Annotated in this window: 20 protein-coding genes; all 20 read right to left on the reverse strand. The window is 42.8% G+C overall.

Translation table 11 applies throughout. From position 1 onward, the window contains the following. Positions 1 to 9: 9 nt before the first annotated feature. Complete coding sequence (locus DYI25_RS09610; protein ID WP_213368247.1) at positions 10 to 1,116, reverse strand: prephenate dehydrogenase; 1,107 nt, start codon at positions 1,114 to 1,116, stop codon at positions 10 to 12. Between the two features lie 12 nt (positions 1,117 to 1,128). Then, on the reverse strand, positions 1,129 to 2,232 hold the full coding sequence (gene hisC, locus DYI25_RS09615; protein WP_213368249.1) for a histidinol-phosphate transaminase: 1,104 nt from the start codon (positions 2,230 to 2,232) through the stop codon (positions 1,129 to 1,131). 104 nt (positions 2,233 to 2,336) lie between these two features. Further along, the gene (gene aroH / locus DYI25_RS09620) at positions 2,337 to 2,693 is read right to left on the reverse strand and encodes a chorismate mutase (RefSeq protein ID WP_213368251.1); all 357 of its coding nucleotides are present in this window, start codon (positions 2,691 to 2,693) and stop codon (positions 2,337 to 2,339) included. Then, the gene (aroB, locus tag DYI25_RS09625) at positions 2,686 to 3,780 is read right to left on the reverse strand and encodes a 3-dehydroquinate synthase (RefSeq protein WP_213368252.1); all 1,095 of its coding nucleotides are present in this window, start codon (positions 3,778 to 3,780) and stop codon (positions 2,686 to 2,688) included. The genes aroH and aroB overlap by 8 nt, the downstream gene beginning before the upstream one ends. Before the next feature lie 2 nt (positions 3,781 to 3,782). After that, positions 3,783 to 4,955, reverse strand: coding sequence for a chorismate synthase (gene aroC / locus DYI25_RS09630; protein ID WP_213368253.1), 1,173 nt, complete (start codon positions 4,953 to 4,955; stop codon positions 3,783 to 3,785). A 271-nt stretch (positions 4,956 to 5,226) separates the two neighbouring features. Continuing rightward, on the reverse strand, positions 5,227 to 6,000 hold the full coding sequence (locus DYI25_RS09635; RefSeq protein WP_213369528.1) for a CheR family methyltransferase: 774 nt from the start codon (positions 5,998 to 6,000) through the stop codon (positions 5,227 to 5,229). A gap of 247 nt (positions 6,001 to 6,247) precedes the next feature. Further along, a complete protein-coding gene (ndk, locus tag DYI25_RS09640; protein ID WP_213368254.1) occupies positions 6,248 to 6,694 on the reverse strand; it encodes a nucleoside-diphosphate kinase in 447 nt (148 codons plus the stop codon). Positions 6,695 to 6,785: 91 nt separating this feature from the next. Next, positions 6,786 to 7,748, reverse strand: coding sequence for a heptaprenyl diphosphate synthase component II (gene hepT / locus DYI25_RS09645; protein ID WP_213368255.1), 963 nt, complete (start codon positions 7,746 to 7,748; stop codon positions 6,786 to 6,788). Positions 7,749 to 8,136: 388 nt separating this feature from the next. Next, positions 8,137 to 8,838 carry a demethylmenaquinone methyltransferase gene (locus DYI25_RS09650; RefSeq protein WP_213368256.1) on the reverse strand — a complete coding sequence of 234 codons (702 nt, stop codon included), beginning with the start codon at positions 8,836 to 8,838 and terminating at the stop codon, positions 8,137 to 8,139. A gap of 4 nt (positions 8,839 to 8,842) precedes the next feature. Beyond that, positions 8,843 to 9,679: a heptaprenyl diphosphate synthase component 1 gene (locus DYI25_RS09655; protein WP_342032491.1), complete on the reverse strand. Its 837-nt coding sequence runs from the start codon at positions 9,677 to 9,679 to the stop codon at positions 8,843 to 8,845. A gap of 265 nt (positions 9,680 to 9,944) precedes the next feature. Beyond that, a complete protein-coding gene (mtrB, locus tag DYI25_RS09660) occupies positions 9,945 to 10,178 on the reverse strand; it encodes a trp RNA-binding attenuation protein MtrB (protein ID WP_213368257.1) in 234 nt (77 codons plus the stop codon). Between the two features lie 88 nt (positions 10,179 to 10,266). After that, on the reverse strand, positions 10,267 to 10,452 hold the full coding sequence (locus DYI25_RS09665; RefSeq protein WP_213368259.1) for a hypothetical protein: 186 nt from the start codon (positions 10,450 to 10,452) through the stop codon (positions 10,267 to 10,269). Further along, positions 10,436 to 10,576: a hypothetical protein gene (locus tag DYI25_RS09670; protein ID WP_213368261.1), complete on the reverse strand. Its 141-nt coding sequence runs from the start codon at positions 10,574 to 10,576 to the stop codon at positions 10,436 to 10,438. The genes DYI25_RS09665 and DYI25_RS09670 overlap by 17 nt, the downstream gene beginning before the upstream one ends. A gap of 141 nt (positions 10,577 to 10,717) precedes the next feature. Continuing rightward, the gene (folE, locus tag DYI25_RS09675) at positions 10,718 to 11,284 is read right to left on the reverse strand and encodes a GTP cyclohydrolase I FolE (protein WP_041965672.1); all 567 of its coding nucleotides are present in this window, start codon (positions 11,282 to 11,284) and stop codon (positions 10,718 to 10,720) included. A 192-nt stretch (positions 11,285 to 11,476) separates the two neighbouring features. Next, positions 11,477 to 11,749, reverse strand: coding sequence for an HU family DNA-binding protein (locus DYI25_RS09680; protein WP_023627533.1), 273 nt, complete (start codon positions 11,747 to 11,749; stop codon positions 11,477 to 11,479). Positions 11,750 to 12,266: 517 nt separating this feature from the next. Further along, positions 12,267 to 13,745: a stage IV sporulation protein A gene (spoIVA, locus tag DYI25_RS09685; RefSeq protein ID WP_213368262.1), complete on the reverse strand. Its 1,479-nt coding sequence runs from the start codon at positions 13,743 to 13,745 to the stop codon at positions 12,267 to 12,269. Between the two features lie 293 nt (positions 13,746 to 14,038). Continuing rightward, the gene (locus DYI25_RS09690) at positions 14,039 to 14,752 is read right to left on the reverse strand and encodes a hypothetical protein (protein WP_213368263.1); all 714 of its coding nucleotides are present in this window, start codon (positions 14,750 to 14,752) and stop codon (positions 14,039 to 14,041) included. A 28-nt stretch (positions 14,753 to 14,780) separates the two neighbouring features. Further along, the gene (locus tag DYI25_RS09695) at positions 14,781 to 14,981 is read right to left on the reverse strand and encodes a DUF2768 domain-containing protein (protein ID WP_213368264.1); all 201 of its coding nucleotides are present in this window, start codon (positions 14,979 to 14,981) and stop codon (positions 14,781 to 14,783) included. Positions 14,982 to 15,236: 255 nt separating this feature from the next. After that, complete coding sequence (locus DYI25_RS09700; protein WP_213368265.1) at positions 15,237 to 16,283, reverse strand: NAD(P)H-dependent glycerol-3-phosphate dehydrogenase; 1,047 nt, start codon at positions 16,281 to 16,283, stop codon at positions 15,237 to 15,239. A gap of 19 nt (positions 16,284 to 16,302) precedes the next feature. Beyond that, positions 16,303 to 17,613 (reverse strand): ribosome biogenesis GTPase Der, encoded by a 1,311-nt coding sequence (gene der / locus DYI25_RS09705; RefSeq protein ID WP_213368266.1) that lies wholly within the window; start codon positions 17,611 to 17,613, stop codon positions 16,303 to 16,305. Positions 17,614 to 17,832 lie beyond the last annotated feature (219 nt).

The raw sequence follows: 17,832 nt of genomic DNA on the forward strand, positions 1-17,832 counted from the left end.
TCCTTCAGTCTACTTTGCATCAGACATATCATAGTCTGTATTTCTTCCGATACAATCCTTAGCCCTGGCTCGGTCTTCAGGTGTCTGGAAACTGATGACCAGTACGCCGTAGATATCTTCACGAGTTTCTATGATTCTGATATTTGTTATACTGATGTTTTCAACCGCCAGGTATCCCGTGATTTCAGAGATCACCCCCGGGTAGTCAGGTACATCTACAAAAAGGTCATAGAAACTGGGAATAGCTCCTTTGTCACTTACAGGCAGGCCATCCCGGTATTTTTTGGCTGTATCAAAGAAATCATAGATGCTATCTTTATCGTTAGTAACCAATAATTCTTTTACCCGTCCCATTTCATCCTGCCAGTCAGTTAATAGAGAAATGAGAACTTCCCGGTTCTGAAGAAGGATATCTCTCCACATCCGCGGATTGCTTGAAGCGATTCGTGTTATATCCCTGAATCCCCCAGCAGCCAGACGGTTGACGAGAGAATTTTCTTCATCCGCCCTTGACGCCTGGTGAACGAGGGAAGCAGCGATGATATGCGGGAAATGACTGACCACCCCTGTAAGATAATCATGCTCTTCTGGCGATACATCCAGGAACTTGGCTCTCGTGCCAGAAAGCCATGCTTTTAGTCGATCTACCGTCTCACTTCGGACCGTTATATCAGGGGTAAGAAGATAGAATGCATTTTCAAACAGGATTTTCTTCGCTGAAGCAACACCGCTTTTATGAGAACCAGCCATTGGATGGCCACCAATGAATGCAATCCCTTTTGCTCTCAAGCACGATGCCTTCTTTGAAATGTACCCCTTAGTACTGCCAGTGTCCGTAACAATGACTTCTTTTTTCAATTGCAGTACAGCTAAAGATTCAATAATGCTTCCGCTGGTCAATACCGGGGTTGCTATAATAATTAAGTCCGCCTTCGGAGCTTCCAATTCAATACTTCCAGCTGCTCGGTCAATGACACCGAGCATCATGGCTAGGTCCATTTGATTTCCGTCAGCATCAAATCCGATGAGCTCTGCCCCCGGATGCTGAGCTTTAATACACATCGCCAGAGAGCCGCCAATCAAACCAAGTCCAATGATCAATACGCGGCCTTCCATAAGTCCACACCCTTATTTAGATATTACTGTATCAACACTCAAATATTCTTTGATAATCTCAATTACACCTTGGTTTTGTTCCTTTGAGCCAATTGTAATCCTTACACATGTAGGGAATCCAAGTGCTGTCCCGGAACGGACGATAAATCCTCTTTCGAGCAGGAATTGAAATACCTCCTGACCGTCACTTTTAAAATCGATCAAAATGAAATTGCCCTGTGACGGATAATAATCCAATCCAGCACCATCACAAAATTGGTAAAACTGCTCTAGACCAGCTTTGTTTTCTCTTTTGCATTCGTCTACAAACTCTTGATCATCAAGGGCTGCAATTGCCGCAGCTTGTGCCCATGAGTTTACATTAAATGGCTCCCTGACAGGCTCAAGTGCTGTAATTGTATCCTCATGGGCAATTCCATAACCAACCCTGAAGCTGGCAAGTCCGTATATTTTTGAAAAAGTCCTAAGGATAATTAAATTTTTATATTGTTTAAGCAATCGTAATGAATCATGATAATCTTTCGCGGTCACATATTCGAAGTAGGCCTCATCCAGCACGACTAGCACATCGCTTGGCACCCGTGCCATAAAAGCTGTCAATTCTTCTTCAGTTATATAAATCCCCGTAGGATTATTAGGAGAGCATAACCAGACAACGGATGTCCGGTCATCAATAGCAGCCGCCATCCCATCCAAATCATGAGCACCGTTCACCAATGGAATCTCCGTTATTTCACAACCCTCGATAATTCCATTATGTTTATACTGTGGAAATGTAGGGGCAGCCATCACAGTTTTTGTCTCAGGTGTTAGCAGGCCGCGGGCAATCATCTGGATAATTTCATCTGATCCGTTGCCAAGTATGATCTGTCCTTCTTTCACACCTAGATGGTTTGCCAAATGTGTACGAAGCTCGGTTGCATACCCATCGGGATAAACAGAAAATTTACCAGCATAACCTGCGATTTCGTTTCTCACTTTTTCTGAGGATCCAAACGGATTCTCATTTGATGCCAATTTCACAATCTCTGATAAACCATACTGCCTTTTCACTTCACTAATCGATTTACCAGGCTGGTAAGGTTTTAGTTTTAAAAGCTGCTCTTTCCATCTCATTTTATCCACCTCGACTATTCTACTCTTTAACTCACTATCTAATTAAAGCGATAAAGAAGATGTATTTATAATACACTGTTTTGCTCTGCAGAAAAAGTATAAAGCTATAAATCAGGTCTAAGTCCAGCAGCTCCCTCGAGATAAATATGCTTGATCTCTTCCTGTGTTTTTTCAGTGTTGAAATGGATCATGACTCTGATGCACTTCTGTAGCGAGCCGGGGACGGATAATTCTTGCATACACATGACTGGGACGTAGGTCCAGCCATCCAAATTTCTTAAAGCCCTTGCTGGAAAGGCTCCATCAACATCATCAGTAGCAGATATGAAAATGGAAGCAACTTCATCCGGGGCGATATTATTGGAAGCGACTGCATCTTTTAAAAGCCGTTCAGTCGCAGAAATGATTTCATGCTCATCATTCTCGTTTACTGTAATAGCTCCTCTTACTCCCCTAATCATCAAACTCCCCCTCTTCTACAAACTTCTTCATGTTCATCAACAATACTTTTTCCTCGACTTCTATGAGCGCAGGGACTCCGACCTTCTCTAGTAAAACAAAACGAATTGAACCGTTTACAGCTTTTTTATCCTGTTTCATTCTTTCAAGCAGCTGCTCATTAGAGAGACCGGCTGGAATGGTAGTTTCGTACCCAAGACTCTTCAGCCAGTTCTTGAATACCTCTATATTGAAATCAAGTCCAAGCAATTGTGTGCTTAATTGAAGGGCAAATAGGATTCCGATCGCAACAGCCTCACCGTGAGTCACCTTTCCGTATCCTGCTTCGGCTTCTATTGCGTGGCCAAGTGTGTGCCCAAAATTCAAATACGCACGGATTCCAGTTTCCCTCTCATCCTCTGAGATCACGGAGCCTTTAATTTGAATCCCCTTTGTCAAAAACTTGAGCATCTGTGAGTCATTCATTTTATCCAATGACAAGATTTCTTCCTTAAGCCAGTAATAGAATTTTTCATCACTTATCAGAGAGTGCTTGATTACTTCTGCAAAGCCCGATCGGACTTCATGTTCAGGGAGGGTCTGCAGGAAGTCCAAATCGTACACGACAGCTTCGGGTTGATGGAATGCTCCAATCATGTTCTTGCCTAAAGGATGGTTGATTGCCACTTTCCCTCCCACCGCACTATCATGGGCAAGAATAGTGGTCGGGACTTGTATGAAGCGAATCCCCCTCATATAAGTCGAGGCGACAAACCCTGCCAAATCTCCCACTGCCCCTCCGCCAAAGGAGATGATCAGCGACTTCCTGTCAAGTTTATTTTCAAGTGCTGAAGTAAGGCAATCTTCATAAACATCGAACGTTTTCGCCTTTTCCCCTGATGGGACGATTTTTTCAAACATTGGTTCCAGTGCTGTATGTTCATGAAATGCATCAAGATGGTGCTTTGCGACTGTCCCATCAGTAATGACCATGAAAGATGTATAATTGTCCTCAGCCTCATGAATAATATCCCGTAATTGTTGGATAGCACCGTTACCAATAAATACAGGATAGGTTTTAGTACTTGTATGGATATTCACTTGCTGCATCCTTAGAAATCCCTCGCATTCCTTCTCTGCTCTTCAATTGATGCCTTTAGTGTGTCAAATCGATCTGCATAAAATTGGTCGACGATTGCAGAAGCAAGCTCCCAGGCCACAACACTCTCCGCAACCACCGCAGCCGCAGGGACAGCACAGGCATCAGATCGTTCAATGCTCGCAGCAAAAGGTTCCTTGGAGTCAATATCGACACTCATCAATGGCTTGTAAAGAGTCGGGATTGGTTTCATTACCCCACGGACAACGATTGGCATCCCCGTTGTCATCCCGCCCTCAAGCCCTCCAAGCCGGTTCGTTTTCCGGTAGTATCCGCGTTCCTCTTCCCAGGCTATCTCATCGTGAACCTGGCTGCCAGGCCGTCTGGCCGCTTCAAAACCGATCCCGATCTCAACACCCTTGAAAGCATTGATGCTCATAATGGCCGCAGCAAGCTTCCCATCAAGCTTTCGGTCATACTGAACATAACTGCCCACTCCAGCGGGCATTCCCTCGGCAATCACCTCGACGACACCACCAATAGAGTCTCCATTTTGCTTTGCGTCATCAATCGCTGCCATCATTTTCGTTCCAGCATCAGGATCGAAGCATCTGACTGGAGAAGCTTCTGTTACTTCTTTAAGCTGTTCAAGTGAAGCGAAAGCCTGCTTTTCAGCTTTCACCCCGCCGATTTCAACTACATGGGCAACCAACTCGATACCCAGCAGCGACAGCAGTTTTTTTGCAGCAGCACCTGCTGCAACTCTGACAGTCGTTTCCCTGGCAGATGAACGTTCGAGAACATTCCTCATATCGCGATGTCCATATTTAATCGCGCCGTTTAAGTCTGCGTGACCAGGACGGGGCCGGGAAATCTTCCTTTTCACTTCTTCAGAGGATTGATCATCGAGCGGCTCCTGGCCCATAATCCCGGTCCAATGCTTCCAATCGTTATTTTCAACAACCAGCGCTATCGGCGATCCTAATGTCTGTCCATGCCGAACCCCTGAAGTGATCTGCACCTGATCCTTTTCGATTTGCATCCTTCTTCCGCGGCCATAGCCTTTTTGCCTGCGCGAAAGCTCTTTGTTTATATCTTCTGCTACTAGCGGCATGCCTGCTGGCATCCCCTCGATAATGGTTGTTAGCTGCGGTCCATGTGATTCTCCCGCTGTTAAATATCTCATACACTTTCTCCCTTCAACTCGCTAAAGGATTTGTTTTACTATATCACACAGTTTAAAATAAATAAATTAAAAATTTCGAAATATGTATTATTCCTTTTCAAGAATGAAGCCATTTTATCATGAAGGCTGCTGCCTCGCAAAAAACTGCTTCTTTAGAGCACGATTACTGGCATTCCAATCAACAGGTGTGCTGAAACCCTTGCCGATTTAAGGATTGCGCCCGGAATCAAAGCCAAAATCAAGAAGGAGCACGGATATCCGGCTCCTCCTGTTATTTCTTCCTGTAAAAGAAAGTATCTGCGGTTTCAAAGTTATATGTACCGGGGTTGAAGATTTGTTCAGTGCTTCCCACAAACAAAATCCCGCCTGGCCTTAATGCTTCGCTGAATTTATGGTAAATGCTTTCCTTGGCCTCCTCGGTAAAATAAATGAGGACATTACGGCAGACGATCAAGTCAAACGGACCACCAAAACGATCAGCAAGCAAATTTTGCTTTTTAAACGTAACAGTCTTCTTAATGTTATCTTCCACAGAATAATAAGAACCATCCTGCCGAAAAAACTTGTTAACCATTTCCTTTGGAGCTTCATTCAGTGATCTTTCTGAATAAATTCCGCGACTAGCTTTTGCCAAGGCATTGTCATCGATATCAGTCGCCTGAATCTGTATCCTCGATAATGGCATATGTTTTGACATCACCATGGATAATGTATAAGGCTCTTCACCGGTGGAGCAAGCTGCACTCCATATTTTCGGATTCGGGTTTCTGCTTAATAACTCAGGGACTATCGATTTATCAAGGACTTCCCACCGTTTTGCGTTTCTATAAAACTCAGATACATTGATAGTCATCCGATCAAGAAATTCGTTCATGAGCTGCTGGTCTTTATCAAGGGCCTGGAAAAACTCTTTAAAAGATGAGTAGCCTCTCTTTTGATAGAGCGAAGTCAACCTTCTCTTCATTTGCGCTTCTTTGTATAGAGCAAGGTTTATACCTGTCTTCTGATAGATTCTCGAGATAAAATGTTCATAGTCTTGCGGCATCATTTTGCTCCTTCTCGTTACTAGAAAAAGTTGGACATTTTCATTATATCGAAAAATAAGATGTAGGGTGATATATTTTTTTTGGAGCTCATCCATCATCTGTGCAATGCCCTAGAAATAGAAAAAGGACACTTGCATGTAACAAGTGTCCGGGGGTTATCTTAAAAACTAAGAAAGTAAAAATTTCACTACGAAAAATGTCCAGCTCCAGCGCTTGTCGGGGCTGACCAAGGCACTTACGCTTTTCTTAGTAAACCCACTCGTTGATTAGTTTGCTGTATTCAGCCAGTTCTTCTTGTTTGAAGAATAGTCCGATTTCACGCTCTGCGCTTTCTGGTGAGTCAGAACCGTGAATTACGTTCTTGCCTACAGTCACACCGTATTCACCGCGGATTGTTCCAGGAGCTGCATCCTTAGGGTTAGTAGCACCCATCATCTGGCGTGCAGTAGCAATTACATTCTCTCCCTGCCATACCATAGCAAATACTGGGCCTGAAGTGATGAAGTCTACCAATTCGCCGAAGAATGGACGCTCTTTGTGTTCGCCGTAATGCTCTTCAGCAAGTTCTCTTGGGATGTTCATAAGTTTTGCGCCAACTAGCTGGAAGCCTTTCTTTTCGAAACGAGCTACAACTTCACCAATAAGGTTGCGCTGTACGCCGTCAGGCTTGACCATCAAATAAGTCTTTTCCATGAGTTCCACTCCTAATTCTTATATGTATGTGAACCGCTTACAAAAGCAATCCTTAGAAATAGTATCATTTTTTTGAAAAATCCGCAACTTGCTAATACTTGCGTTTACCAATAAATTTGGCAATATCGCGCAATGACTTCTTTGCCCTATTAGATGGTAGCTCTTCAAGGATTTTAAGGGCTTTATCCAGATAACGATCGCTAATAGCTAGTGATTTTTCAATGGCACCGGATTCCTGTACAAGCTTCAGGATTTCATTAAGCTCTTCCATTGGCATACCTTCGTGGACATTCCTAATTCGGTTTTTAATATATTCATCCTGCATTGCGTACAGTACAGGAAGAGTGACATTCCCCTGGAGAAGATCCCCGCCAGCCGGCTTCCCAAGTTCCTTTTCAGTACCCGTGAAATCCAGCACGTCATCAGTGATCTGGAAGGACATACCGACATAGTAGCCAAACTTATACAATTTACGATGTTCCTGCTCCGGAACTCCTGCTACCACAGCACCAAGCTGGCAGCTCGCGGCAATAAGAAGAGCAGTCTTCCGCTTGATCCGTAACAAATAATTACGCAGATTCTGGTCAAAATTATATTTATCTTTTATCTGTTCAATTTCGCCAACACTTAGTTCGACTATCGTATCGGAGAGAATCTGATGTGCTGTCGGATTTTCGATGTCAGTCATAAGCTCCAGCGCGCGAGCAAAGATATAATCTCCTGTATACATCGCAATCTTGTTATCCCATTTTGCCTTGATGGTCGCCTGCCCTCTACGCAATTCAGCATCGTCGATTACGTCATCGTGAACAAGGGAAGCCATATGGATGAGCTCAAGGGAGACTGCTACATCCTTGATGATATCGATATCGTAATTACCGAATTTTCCACCAAGGAGAACAAAAACGGGCCTGATCCTTTTCCCGCCAGCTTTAAGCAAGTGAAGGCTTGCCTGTCTGAGCAGTTGGGAATCCGCCTGGATCGCCTCTTCCAGTTCTCTTTCTATCAATGTCAAATCAGAATTCAAATATGTATATAATAGCTTCATCTTCATCTTTATCCACCCAGCTTTTTACATCCTCGATATCCAATTGATGCAACTTAACAATTTCCCTTTCGCCGCCTCAATGAAATCAGGAGATTTCTTTTATGCTTGGAGCTTTCCAACCCGCCAAGCTAATAAGTTTTATCTTCCTTCGGAACCCTTCTAAAAAAGGTCATTCTGTCACTCATGAACAAAGTGCCAACACTAAATGAAAACAGGCTGACCTTCCTTGCCGAGCGAAAAAGAAAAGGACAGCCATGGTCTATTGTATATAGTATCATAATTGTATTTACCTGGAGAAAGGTCCATCTCAAGTGCATTTCCAGTCATCGTCCTTAAAGCGGCTTCGATGATCTTGAGAGAAGCAGCTCGACTGACCAGTTTGTAAGCACTCTTCTTATTTACGGCCGATATGCACGGCTGCTACTCCGCCGCTATATGGTTTATATTCAACGTTAACGAATCCTGCCTTGGAGAACATTTTGGCGAGTTCCTTCATGCCTGGGAAGTCTTTAGCTGATTCCTGGAGCCAGGAATACTCCTCATAGCTCTTCGCGAACAGTTTACCGAACATTGGCATGATAAACCTGAAGTAAAAACGGTAAGCTTGTTTAAATCCTAGCATGGTAGGCTGGGAAGTTTCCAGGCATACTGCCATCCCGCCTGGCTTTAGAACTCTGTACATTTCACGCAACACCTGGTTGTAATCAGGAACATTTCTCAAACCAAAACCAATGGTGACATAGTCAAAGCTATTATCCTCAAACGGGAGCTCCATTGCATTTCCATGGATTAAGGTTGCCTGGTCCAGTTTGCGGGCTTCCAATTTCTCCTCGCCTATCTTCAGCATATTTTTGCTGAAATCAAGCCCGACCACTTCGCCATCTTTCCCGGCAGCTTCTGCAAGCGCAATCGTCCAATCAGCGGTACCGCAGCATACATCAAGTGCCTTGGCTCCTTTTTGGACGTTCATCTTTTTCATTGTGTCATTCCGCCATTTAATATGCTGCTGAAAACTAATAACAGAATTCATTTGGTCGTAATTTTCATAGATTTTTTCAAAGACTCCATGAACACGTTGTTCTTTCGATTGCTGCATTGCATTACCCTTCTTCCGCGAATTTTTTAGACATGGTCTGGTGCTGACCTGCGATCAGGTCTAACCGTTCTATCAGCAAGCTGTTCATCGCTGGCATTTTCTTTAACGCTGCATTAATCTTCGACATTGAAAATTCAATGTATCGTGTGCAAATTGTTAAAAGGTATTTTTGCTGTTCCGAAGAAAGTTCTGTTGTACTTTGGTCCATTTTTGGCAAAGCAATCTTTTTCAGCGCATTGAAAACCAGTGAACTTCCGGACTTAATGAACTTCGTTTCTTCAGATAGCAGCCTTTTGACAAAAAGCCAATTAGAAGCGAACTCAAACCATTCAGCCGCATCAAAATGATCAGCGACCTTGCCTAAAAGAGTCGACTCAATTAACTTTACACTTTCCATTAACTTATCGATTGCTTCAGCTTCTTTTTGATACAACAAAATTTTCTGCTCATTGACTTCTTTTACACCAGAAGCCAATCTCTTGATCATTTCTATATCATCCAAATCAGCCAGCAGCTTGTAATATAGGCCGCTGAAATAAATCCCAGCGAGAACCGTCAGCTGGCGGCGCTTATGGCTTTCATCCTCTTCACCTGGTTGTGAGTTGTGGACCTGCTCATGGGTATCAAGGGCAATTTGCAGGAGCATTGTGGTCACAGTGTAATTCTTTGCTCTTTCCTGATTTACTTCCTGCTGTTCCAGCAATGAAGTAAGCAACAAGAGCCGGTCATCATCTATAAAAGGAGATTCTATATGCTCCCGCAAATAAGGATGTGAAAGTTTTTCGAGAAGAAGCTCTCTGGTGCCGTCTAATTTGTTTTGTAAATCTAGCAAATAAATCACCCTTGTTCCCCTTATTTATGTTGGATTGCCGGCGACGGGCCTAACATTGTTTTAATCAGGAAAGCCAGCTAGATATAGCTGTACTATATTTTAAAACAGACATAAAAAAAGCGCCTAAATAACTAGTTGCAGTTGTACCGAACATTCCAAGGCAGTGACAATTATATCACAATTAGTAAAAACATGAACGCGATATTATAAATTAAACACTATTTGAGAAGAATTGAGCTTGATTTTGTGACAAAATAGTTGATTTTGGACTTATTTACTTCTTCTCACTCTCAATTTCACCGAATGGTGTGACAATTTTTGCATGCCCTCTGATTTTAATGGCTGAAGTATGTTCTGTGAACTGGGCAATCATAACTTCTCCCTGATCAAGCTTTTCTGAATGATGGAATCGAGTGTCTGTTCCTCTAGTAAGACCGATCACGTTCACTCCATCCTCAATAGCCTTGATCACAACATAGTCCGTGTTAACACCTTGTTTCTTATCCATTATTATCCCCCTTACAGGAAAGAATATGTCGAGTTCGGGACGTACCCGGATTATCCCCGTTTCTTACGTGATAGGAAAGTATAAAATTTCACTTCGAGAATTGTCCAGCTCGAGTCGCTTGTCCAGTGTCGCCTCCTAGAAACTCCGAAACTTCAACTCCGCCGGCAGAAGCAAAAAGCGCTTGTTTGTCGGAGTCTCCAGTTTCTGCGTTTCTGAACAGTCGGCTATACTTTTCGATTTCGGTCCTGCCAATGAAGTCAAAGAACGACTTCACTGTCAGGCTCTCCAGCGCTTGTCGGGGCTGACCAAGGCGCTTGCGCTTTTCTTATTGTCCAGCTCCAGCGCCTAGCCCCTCGAGTCGCTTCGGTCCTGCCAATGAAGTCAAAGAACAACTTCACTGTCAGGCCCTCCAGCGCTTGTCGGGGCTGACCAAGGCGCTTGCGCTTTTCTTATAATATAGCAAAAGGCTAAAAGAATTCCTTTCAGCCTTCGAAATCTTTTGAATGTTACTTTACGGAAATCTTTGTTGCCAAAGCTCTTTAGCCTTTAATCAATGAGAGAATCTCAGCCCTTGCGTTTACATCCTCGGCCAAAGTTCCTCTTACAGCAGATGTAACTGTTTTTGAGCCCGGTTTCTTGACGCCTCTCATTGTCATGCACATATGTTCAGCTTCTACCACTACCATGACACCATGGGGATCCAGCTTTTCCATTATGGAATTCGCAATAGTAGAAGTGATCCTTTCCTGTAATTGCGGCCTTTTTGCTACTGCTTCTACAGCTCTTGCAAGCTTGCTGAGTCCGGTAACCTTACCGCCTCGTGGAATGTATGCGACATGTGCCTTGCCGAAGAAAGGAACCAGGTGATGTTCACACATAGAATAGAAAGGGATATCCTTAACCAGGACCAGCTCCTCATGGTCCTCACCAAAAATGGTTTCGAAATATTCTTTAGGATCCTGGTTCAACCCTGAGAAAACTTCCTCATACATCTTCGCGACCCGCTTGGGAGTATCAAGCAAACCTTCCCTGTTAGGGTCTTCACCGACTGCTTCTAATATTAAACGCACCGCTTCTTCGATTTGGGCACGATTGACGTTTGACATCTGCGTTTCCTCCTATGATTCAACAATCTCATTATAATCCTGTATAGTTAAGCAACTATTTGATTATAATATTTTCATCTTAGCATAACCAATTCTCAGCAGGCAAAACTTAATATTCATATGCAAAGAAAAAAGGCCGCGAACAGGTCGCGGCCTTTAGGGTTTAGCATACGCTCAGTGCGTCGTATGTAATTATTTCACTGCATCCTTAAGCGCTTTGCCAGGTTTGAAAGCAGGCACCTTGCTTGCAGAGATTTCGATTTCATCACCAGTTTGTGGGTTGCGTCCTTTACGGGCAGCGCGCTCACGAACTTCGAAGTTACCAAAACCGATTAATTGTACTTTGTCCCCATCTTTTAATGCATTTAAGATTGAATCAAAAACAGCGTCAACTGCTTTTGTTGCATCTTTCTTTGAAAGCTCACTAGCTTCTGCAACTGCATTGATAAGTTCTGTTTTGTTCATGCCATTCACCTCCTCCCAAAGAGATCCCATTGCTCAGAAATTAAGCATCTTTACTACATTTCTAAACAAAACATTTGAATTCTATACGTTGCCGGAAGATTTTATTATCACAGTTTTAAAAAAACTATGATAAAGAAACCTCAAATCGCTCGAAACCCTGTTATATAAGGGTTTTTAAGCAACAACGCTAATTCTGTTAAAAGATTATCATAATGTTTTCCTCTTATCAAGATAATTTCAAGAAATAATGGGAATCTTTTCTTCTTTGAAACATATTTGTAATATGTTGACCCTAATTCATTACCCGGAACAGGAGGAATCAAACATACAATAATGAATTTTATGCCTTTTCTCCTGAATACGCAAGCCATAATCAAGGTCTTTTCTCATAATTCACAGAAAGCAAGTTATATTAGAAGATTAATTTCGGATAAAAAAGTACTTGAATCACTCACTTAAGGAAGTATATATCAATATCGCCTGGCACAAAACAAAAAGACTCCAAAAAGGAGTCCAATTATAATATGATTGCTATTAATCCACCGGAACCTTCGTTGATGATTCTTTCCAGCGTCTCTTTTAATTTATAACGTGCATTTTCAGGCATCAAGCTCAATTTTGCCGAAATTCCTTCTCTGACGATTGAACTCAAACTTCTGCCAAAGATATCCGAATTCCAAATTGATAGCGGATCATCTTCAAAATCCTGCATCAAGTAACGAACGAGCTCTTCACTTTGTTTCTCTGTACCAATAATTGGCGAGAATTCGGATTCGACGTCCACTTTGATCATATGGATTGAAGGGGCTACTGCTCTTAAGCGAACACCGAAACGCGCCCCCTGGCGAATGATTTCAGGTTCTTCCAGGCTCATGTCCGTAAGAGAAGGCGAAGCGATTCCGTATCCTGTCTGCTTAACCATTTTAAGTGCATCTGAAATCTGGTCAAACTCTGTTTTAGCATATGCAAACTCCTGCATCAGTTCAAGCAAGTGATCCTTGCCGCGTATCTCTACGCCTACGATTTCTTTTAGAATCTCGTCATAAAGATCATCTGGAGCATACAGGTCGATTTCAGCCACACCCTGGCCCATTTCGATGCCCGCCAGTCCAGCCCTGTCAATGTATTCAAAGTCGCTGAATTGATGGACGACCCTGTCTACATCACGCAGCCTCTTAATGTCCTTTACTGTCTCCTTGACAGCTTCCTGATAGCTCTCACGCAACCAGTGGTTTTCGCGGAGAACCATTACCCAGCTTGGCAGATTGACGTTCACTTCTAGTACAGGGAACTCGTAAAGTGCTTCCCTCATCACACTGAGTACATCTGATTCCCGCATGCTTTCAACACTCATGGCAAGCACAGGGATATCATACTTGTCAGCCAGTTGGGCACGCAGTGTTTCCGTATTTGGGTGATACGGCTGTGCACTGTTGATCACCATGATGAACGGCTTGCCGACTTCCTTGAGTTCCTCAATTACTCTTTCTTCTGCTTCAATATAATCTTGTCTTGGGATTTCGCCAATTGTCCCATCAGTCGTAATGACGACACCGAGCGTAGAATGTTCCTGGATAACCTTCCTAGTTCCAATTTCTGCTGCTTCATGGAAAGGAATTGGTTCTTCATACCAAGGCGTATTGATCATCCTTGGCCCATTCTCATCCTCATAGCCCTTTGCTCCTGGAACTGTGTACCCTACGCAATCTACGAGCCTGATATTTACATCCAGACCATCATCAACGTGAACAGATGCGGCCTGGTTAGGCACGAATTTCGGTTCAGTGGTCATGATTGTTTTACCTGCTGCGCTCTGTGGCAGCTCATCAAGCGCTCTGGCTCTTTCAGCCTCGTTATTGATATTAGGTAAAACCACCAGCTCCATAAATTTTTTAATAAAAGTGGATTTTCCAGTGCGGACCGCACCTACAACCCCCAGGTAAATATCGCCGCCAGTCCTCTCGGCGATATCCTTAAAAATATCTACCTTTTCCAAGTGATCCCCTCCCGATCATAGAGTTAGTGGGAATAAATTCATCCAAATTAGTAATCTGGGACAGTATATATTTATGATGTTGTCCTATATCAATATGACAATTTTTTTATTTTTTTACCCCCTTAATGTTTATTTCAAAAAAGACTCCTTCAATTCCCATTTATGAGAACAATTGATATCTTTTTAAAGACAAAAAAACCCTGCTTCTACAATATATTTTGCAGAAGCAGGGTTATGACTACTTTATTAAAATGAGCAATCGTGTTATTCGGCCAGGCTATGAACTACCTACATTATTCCTTTACAAAAAAGACCGGTTCATTGGTCTCCATATCGATAGTATAAGGCAGAGAATACGCTGGAACGAACATGGAATTTTCAACGAGGATATCTCGAATATCCTCACCTTCTTCAAATTCTTTCTTTGATGATTTAATAGCCTGGTAGAGGTCACTCCGATAATCCACGTAAATTTCACCATCAGTCGAGATGATAAAATGCAGGTTCTGGCTCGTGAACGGGCTTGTAACGACAGGCTCCTCTTTATAGCCAATCTTTTTAAAATCTAGAGTATACACATTTTCCGAGATACGATCCTTGAAAGGAGGATATCCAGTTGCATTGATCCTCATTTTTATTTCACGGATTGTCTCTGCTATTCTCAAGTCGAGCAACTTCACTGTTGGATCTGTTTCTGCATCAACTAGGACATATTGAAACAAACCGCCATTTTCATAAGCATTGCCTGGCGCCTCAGCGATAAACCTTGGAACGATTTTTTTGAAATCTATTGGATACTTTTGATAAATCGGTGTCTCTAAATCCTTTGTCTTGATGGGCAGCAAGCCGCCATTTGCTTCCTTGTACTGATCAACCGCAGACTGGACACTGTCCAGCTGGTCCTTATAAGGAACCTGATTCTGTACAAGTTTTTCTTCCGGATACATACAACCAGTCAATGTAAGCAAGACCAGGATGACTGGCATAAAAATGCGGATTTTGTTCATTAATCCCAACCCTTTAATCCTATGTATTTTATTCGCTCGTCGGACCGCTGAAAACAACAAAAAAGATTATCAGCCCTGCAACGATCATCAGCAAATAGGCTATGATTGCCGTTGCAATTTTGAAAAAACCTTTTAGCTTATAACGGCTTAAATAAATGGCAAACAAAGACAGAATCATACTGCCCATACCAACAAAAGAAATATACATTTTTAATAATGCGGGTGACAAAATAAACCCCTCCCTTTTCCGAGAAGTATTATATCATAAGCAACAATAATGAATGCAAATAAATTCCTAATGAAGGCAAAAAAAAGCTGAAGTAAAGAAGGGGCGGACAACTTTACCTCAGCCTACATGACTAAAATACCCTAACACCCAGTTCAAACCACCAGTTTGCTTCGTTGCATCTTATGCAAGCATTGCAGAAATCGCATCCTCGAATGCCTATATTGGCAGCATTATTCATTAGAAAATTTTTCTAAATCAGATTCTGCCTCCGAGGACGTCAGCCAGGTCTTCCATCTCGTGGGTTTTCTCTCGTGACATCAAGCCATCAACTGCGTCCTTCGGATTGACGTTATTGAAGAGGATATTATATAGCGCATTCGTTATTGGCATATTGACTCCGTATTTTTCAGCAAGCTGATAAGCCGCCTTTGTTGTCCGGACACCTTCTACGACCATCCCCATGTTCTCAAGGACTTCCTCAAGATTTTGGCCCTTGCCAAGCAGGTTTCCAGCCCGCCAGTTCCTGGAATGGACGCTCGTACAAGTGACAATCAAGTCTCCTATCCCTGTCAGTCCTGAAAAAGTCAACGGACTGGCGCCCATTTTGACTCCAAGACGTGCTATTTCAGCCAGCCCCCTGGTAATCAAGGCAGCCTTGGCGTTATCTCCATAACCTAATCCATCCGAAATACCGGCAGCGAGAGCAATAATATTCTTAAGTGCCCCGCCAATTTCCACACCGATCAAATCCGAATTTGTGTAAACTCTAAAGTTATTGTTGATAAACAGGTCCTGGATTTTTTCGGCCTCTTCCATTTTTTTCGAGGATACAGTGACCGTCGTCGGGTGGCGCAGGCTTACCTCTTCGGCATGGCTTGGACCGGATAAGACTACAACACTTTCTAAATAGCCCTCAGGCATTTCTTCTTCGATCATTTCAGAAATACGAAGCAAGGAATCTGGTTCAATCCCTTTGCTGACGTGGACAATTACCAGGGGTTCAGAAGTAATTACTTTCATCTTCCTGATTACTTCACGAATCGCTTTTGTAGGAACAGCCATAATTACTGTTTTGATTCCGTCCAATGCCTCCTGAAGTGAATCATAGCCAATGATGGTTGCAGGCAGAGAAATTTCAGGAAGGTATTTCTTGTTGGTATGGTGCTGATTGATTTCATCAATTTGTACTGTATTATGCCCCCACAGACGAACCTCATGGCCATTATCAGCAAGGACCATTGCCAAAGCCGTTCCCCAGCTCCCGGCACCAAGAATAGCTATTTTCTCACTCTTCCTTTCCATTTAAACCACAACCTTTATATTATTTTCTTTGTCTCGCAAATATCTTGATTGGTGTGCCTGTGAAATCAAAGGCATCCCTGATCCTGTTTTCAAGGAATCGCTCATAAGAAAAATGCAATAATTCAGGTTCGTTGACAAAGACAACAAATGTAGGCGGCTTCACCGAAACCTGTGTCGCGTAATAAATCTTTAGCCTCTTCCCTTTGTCTGTTGGCGTCGGATTCATCGCAATAGCGTCCATGATGACTTCATTGAGGATATTGGTCTGCACCCTCATCGCATGGTTTTCACTTGCCATATCAATCATCGGCATCAAAGTGTGGATTCGTTTCTTTGTTTTTGCCGATAAGAAGACAATTGGTGCATAGCTCAGGAATTGGAAGTGAGAACGGATTTTTTCCTCAAACTCCTTCATTGTCTTTTCGTCTTTTTCGATTGCATCCCATTTATTAACAACGATGATAACTGCGCGGCCTGCTTCTTCGGCATATCCGGCGATGTGCTTATCCTGTTCGATAATGCCTTCTTCCGCATTAATGACAACAAGTACAACGTCAGACCGCTCGATAGCCCTTAATGCCCTTAATACACTGTATTTTTCGGTCGTTTCGTACACTTTTCCCTTTTTACGCATTCCAGCAGTATCAATAATGACATATTTTTGTCCATCGTAGGTTACTTGAGAGTCAATCGCGTCTCTGGTCGTACCCGCGATATCACTTACAATTACGCGGTCTTCTCCCAGAATCGCATTCACTAAAGAAGACTTGCCAACATTCGGCCGACCGATTAATGAAAACTTAATCGCATCTTTATCATATTCGTCTTCCTTATCCTTTGGAAAATGCTTAGCTGCCTCATCAAGCAAATCACCCAGACCAAGTCCGTGTGAACCAGAAATCGGGAAAGGTTCTCCAAATCCCAGAGCATAAAAGTCGTAGATCATGTCTCTCATTTCCGGATTGTCAATTTTATTGACCGCAAGGACCACTGGTTTGTTGGAGCGATAGAGGATTTTTGCCACTTCCTCATCAGCTGATGTTACTCCCTCTCTGCCGTTGACAAGGAAAATGATCACATCTGCCTCATCAATTGCAATTTCAGCCTGCTGGCGGATTTGATCCAAAAATGGCTCGTCCCCTAAATCTATCCCACCAGTATCAATAATATTAAAATCATGTGTCAGCCATTCAGCTGAACTGTATATACGATCCCTCGTTACTCCAGGAATATCTTCAACGATCGAAATACGTTCACCAACGATTCGGTTAAAAATCGTAGACTTGCCGACATTCGGACGCCCAACGATAGCTACCACTGGTTTCGTCATGAACATCACCCTTTCCAATTTCTATTGTGCAGGTCAAGGACCTGGGCCATAACAATGTCAAACTCAAAATTTCAATAGTTCTCATTATTAATTTAATACCGTCCTTAATGGTTGATCAAATCGGACGACACTTATAAAATAAACCCTTCTTGATATACAGAAGGGTCTGGCTTAATCAGTTTATCAAAAGATGCCTTAAACAGGCAATGAAAACATTTC

It is taken from the genome of Mesobacillus boroniphilus, from assembly GCF_018424685.1.
GTDB classification, from domain to species: domain Bacteria; phylum Bacillota; class Bacilli; order Bacillales; family Cytobacillaceae; genus Mesobacillus; species Mesobacillus boroniphilus_A.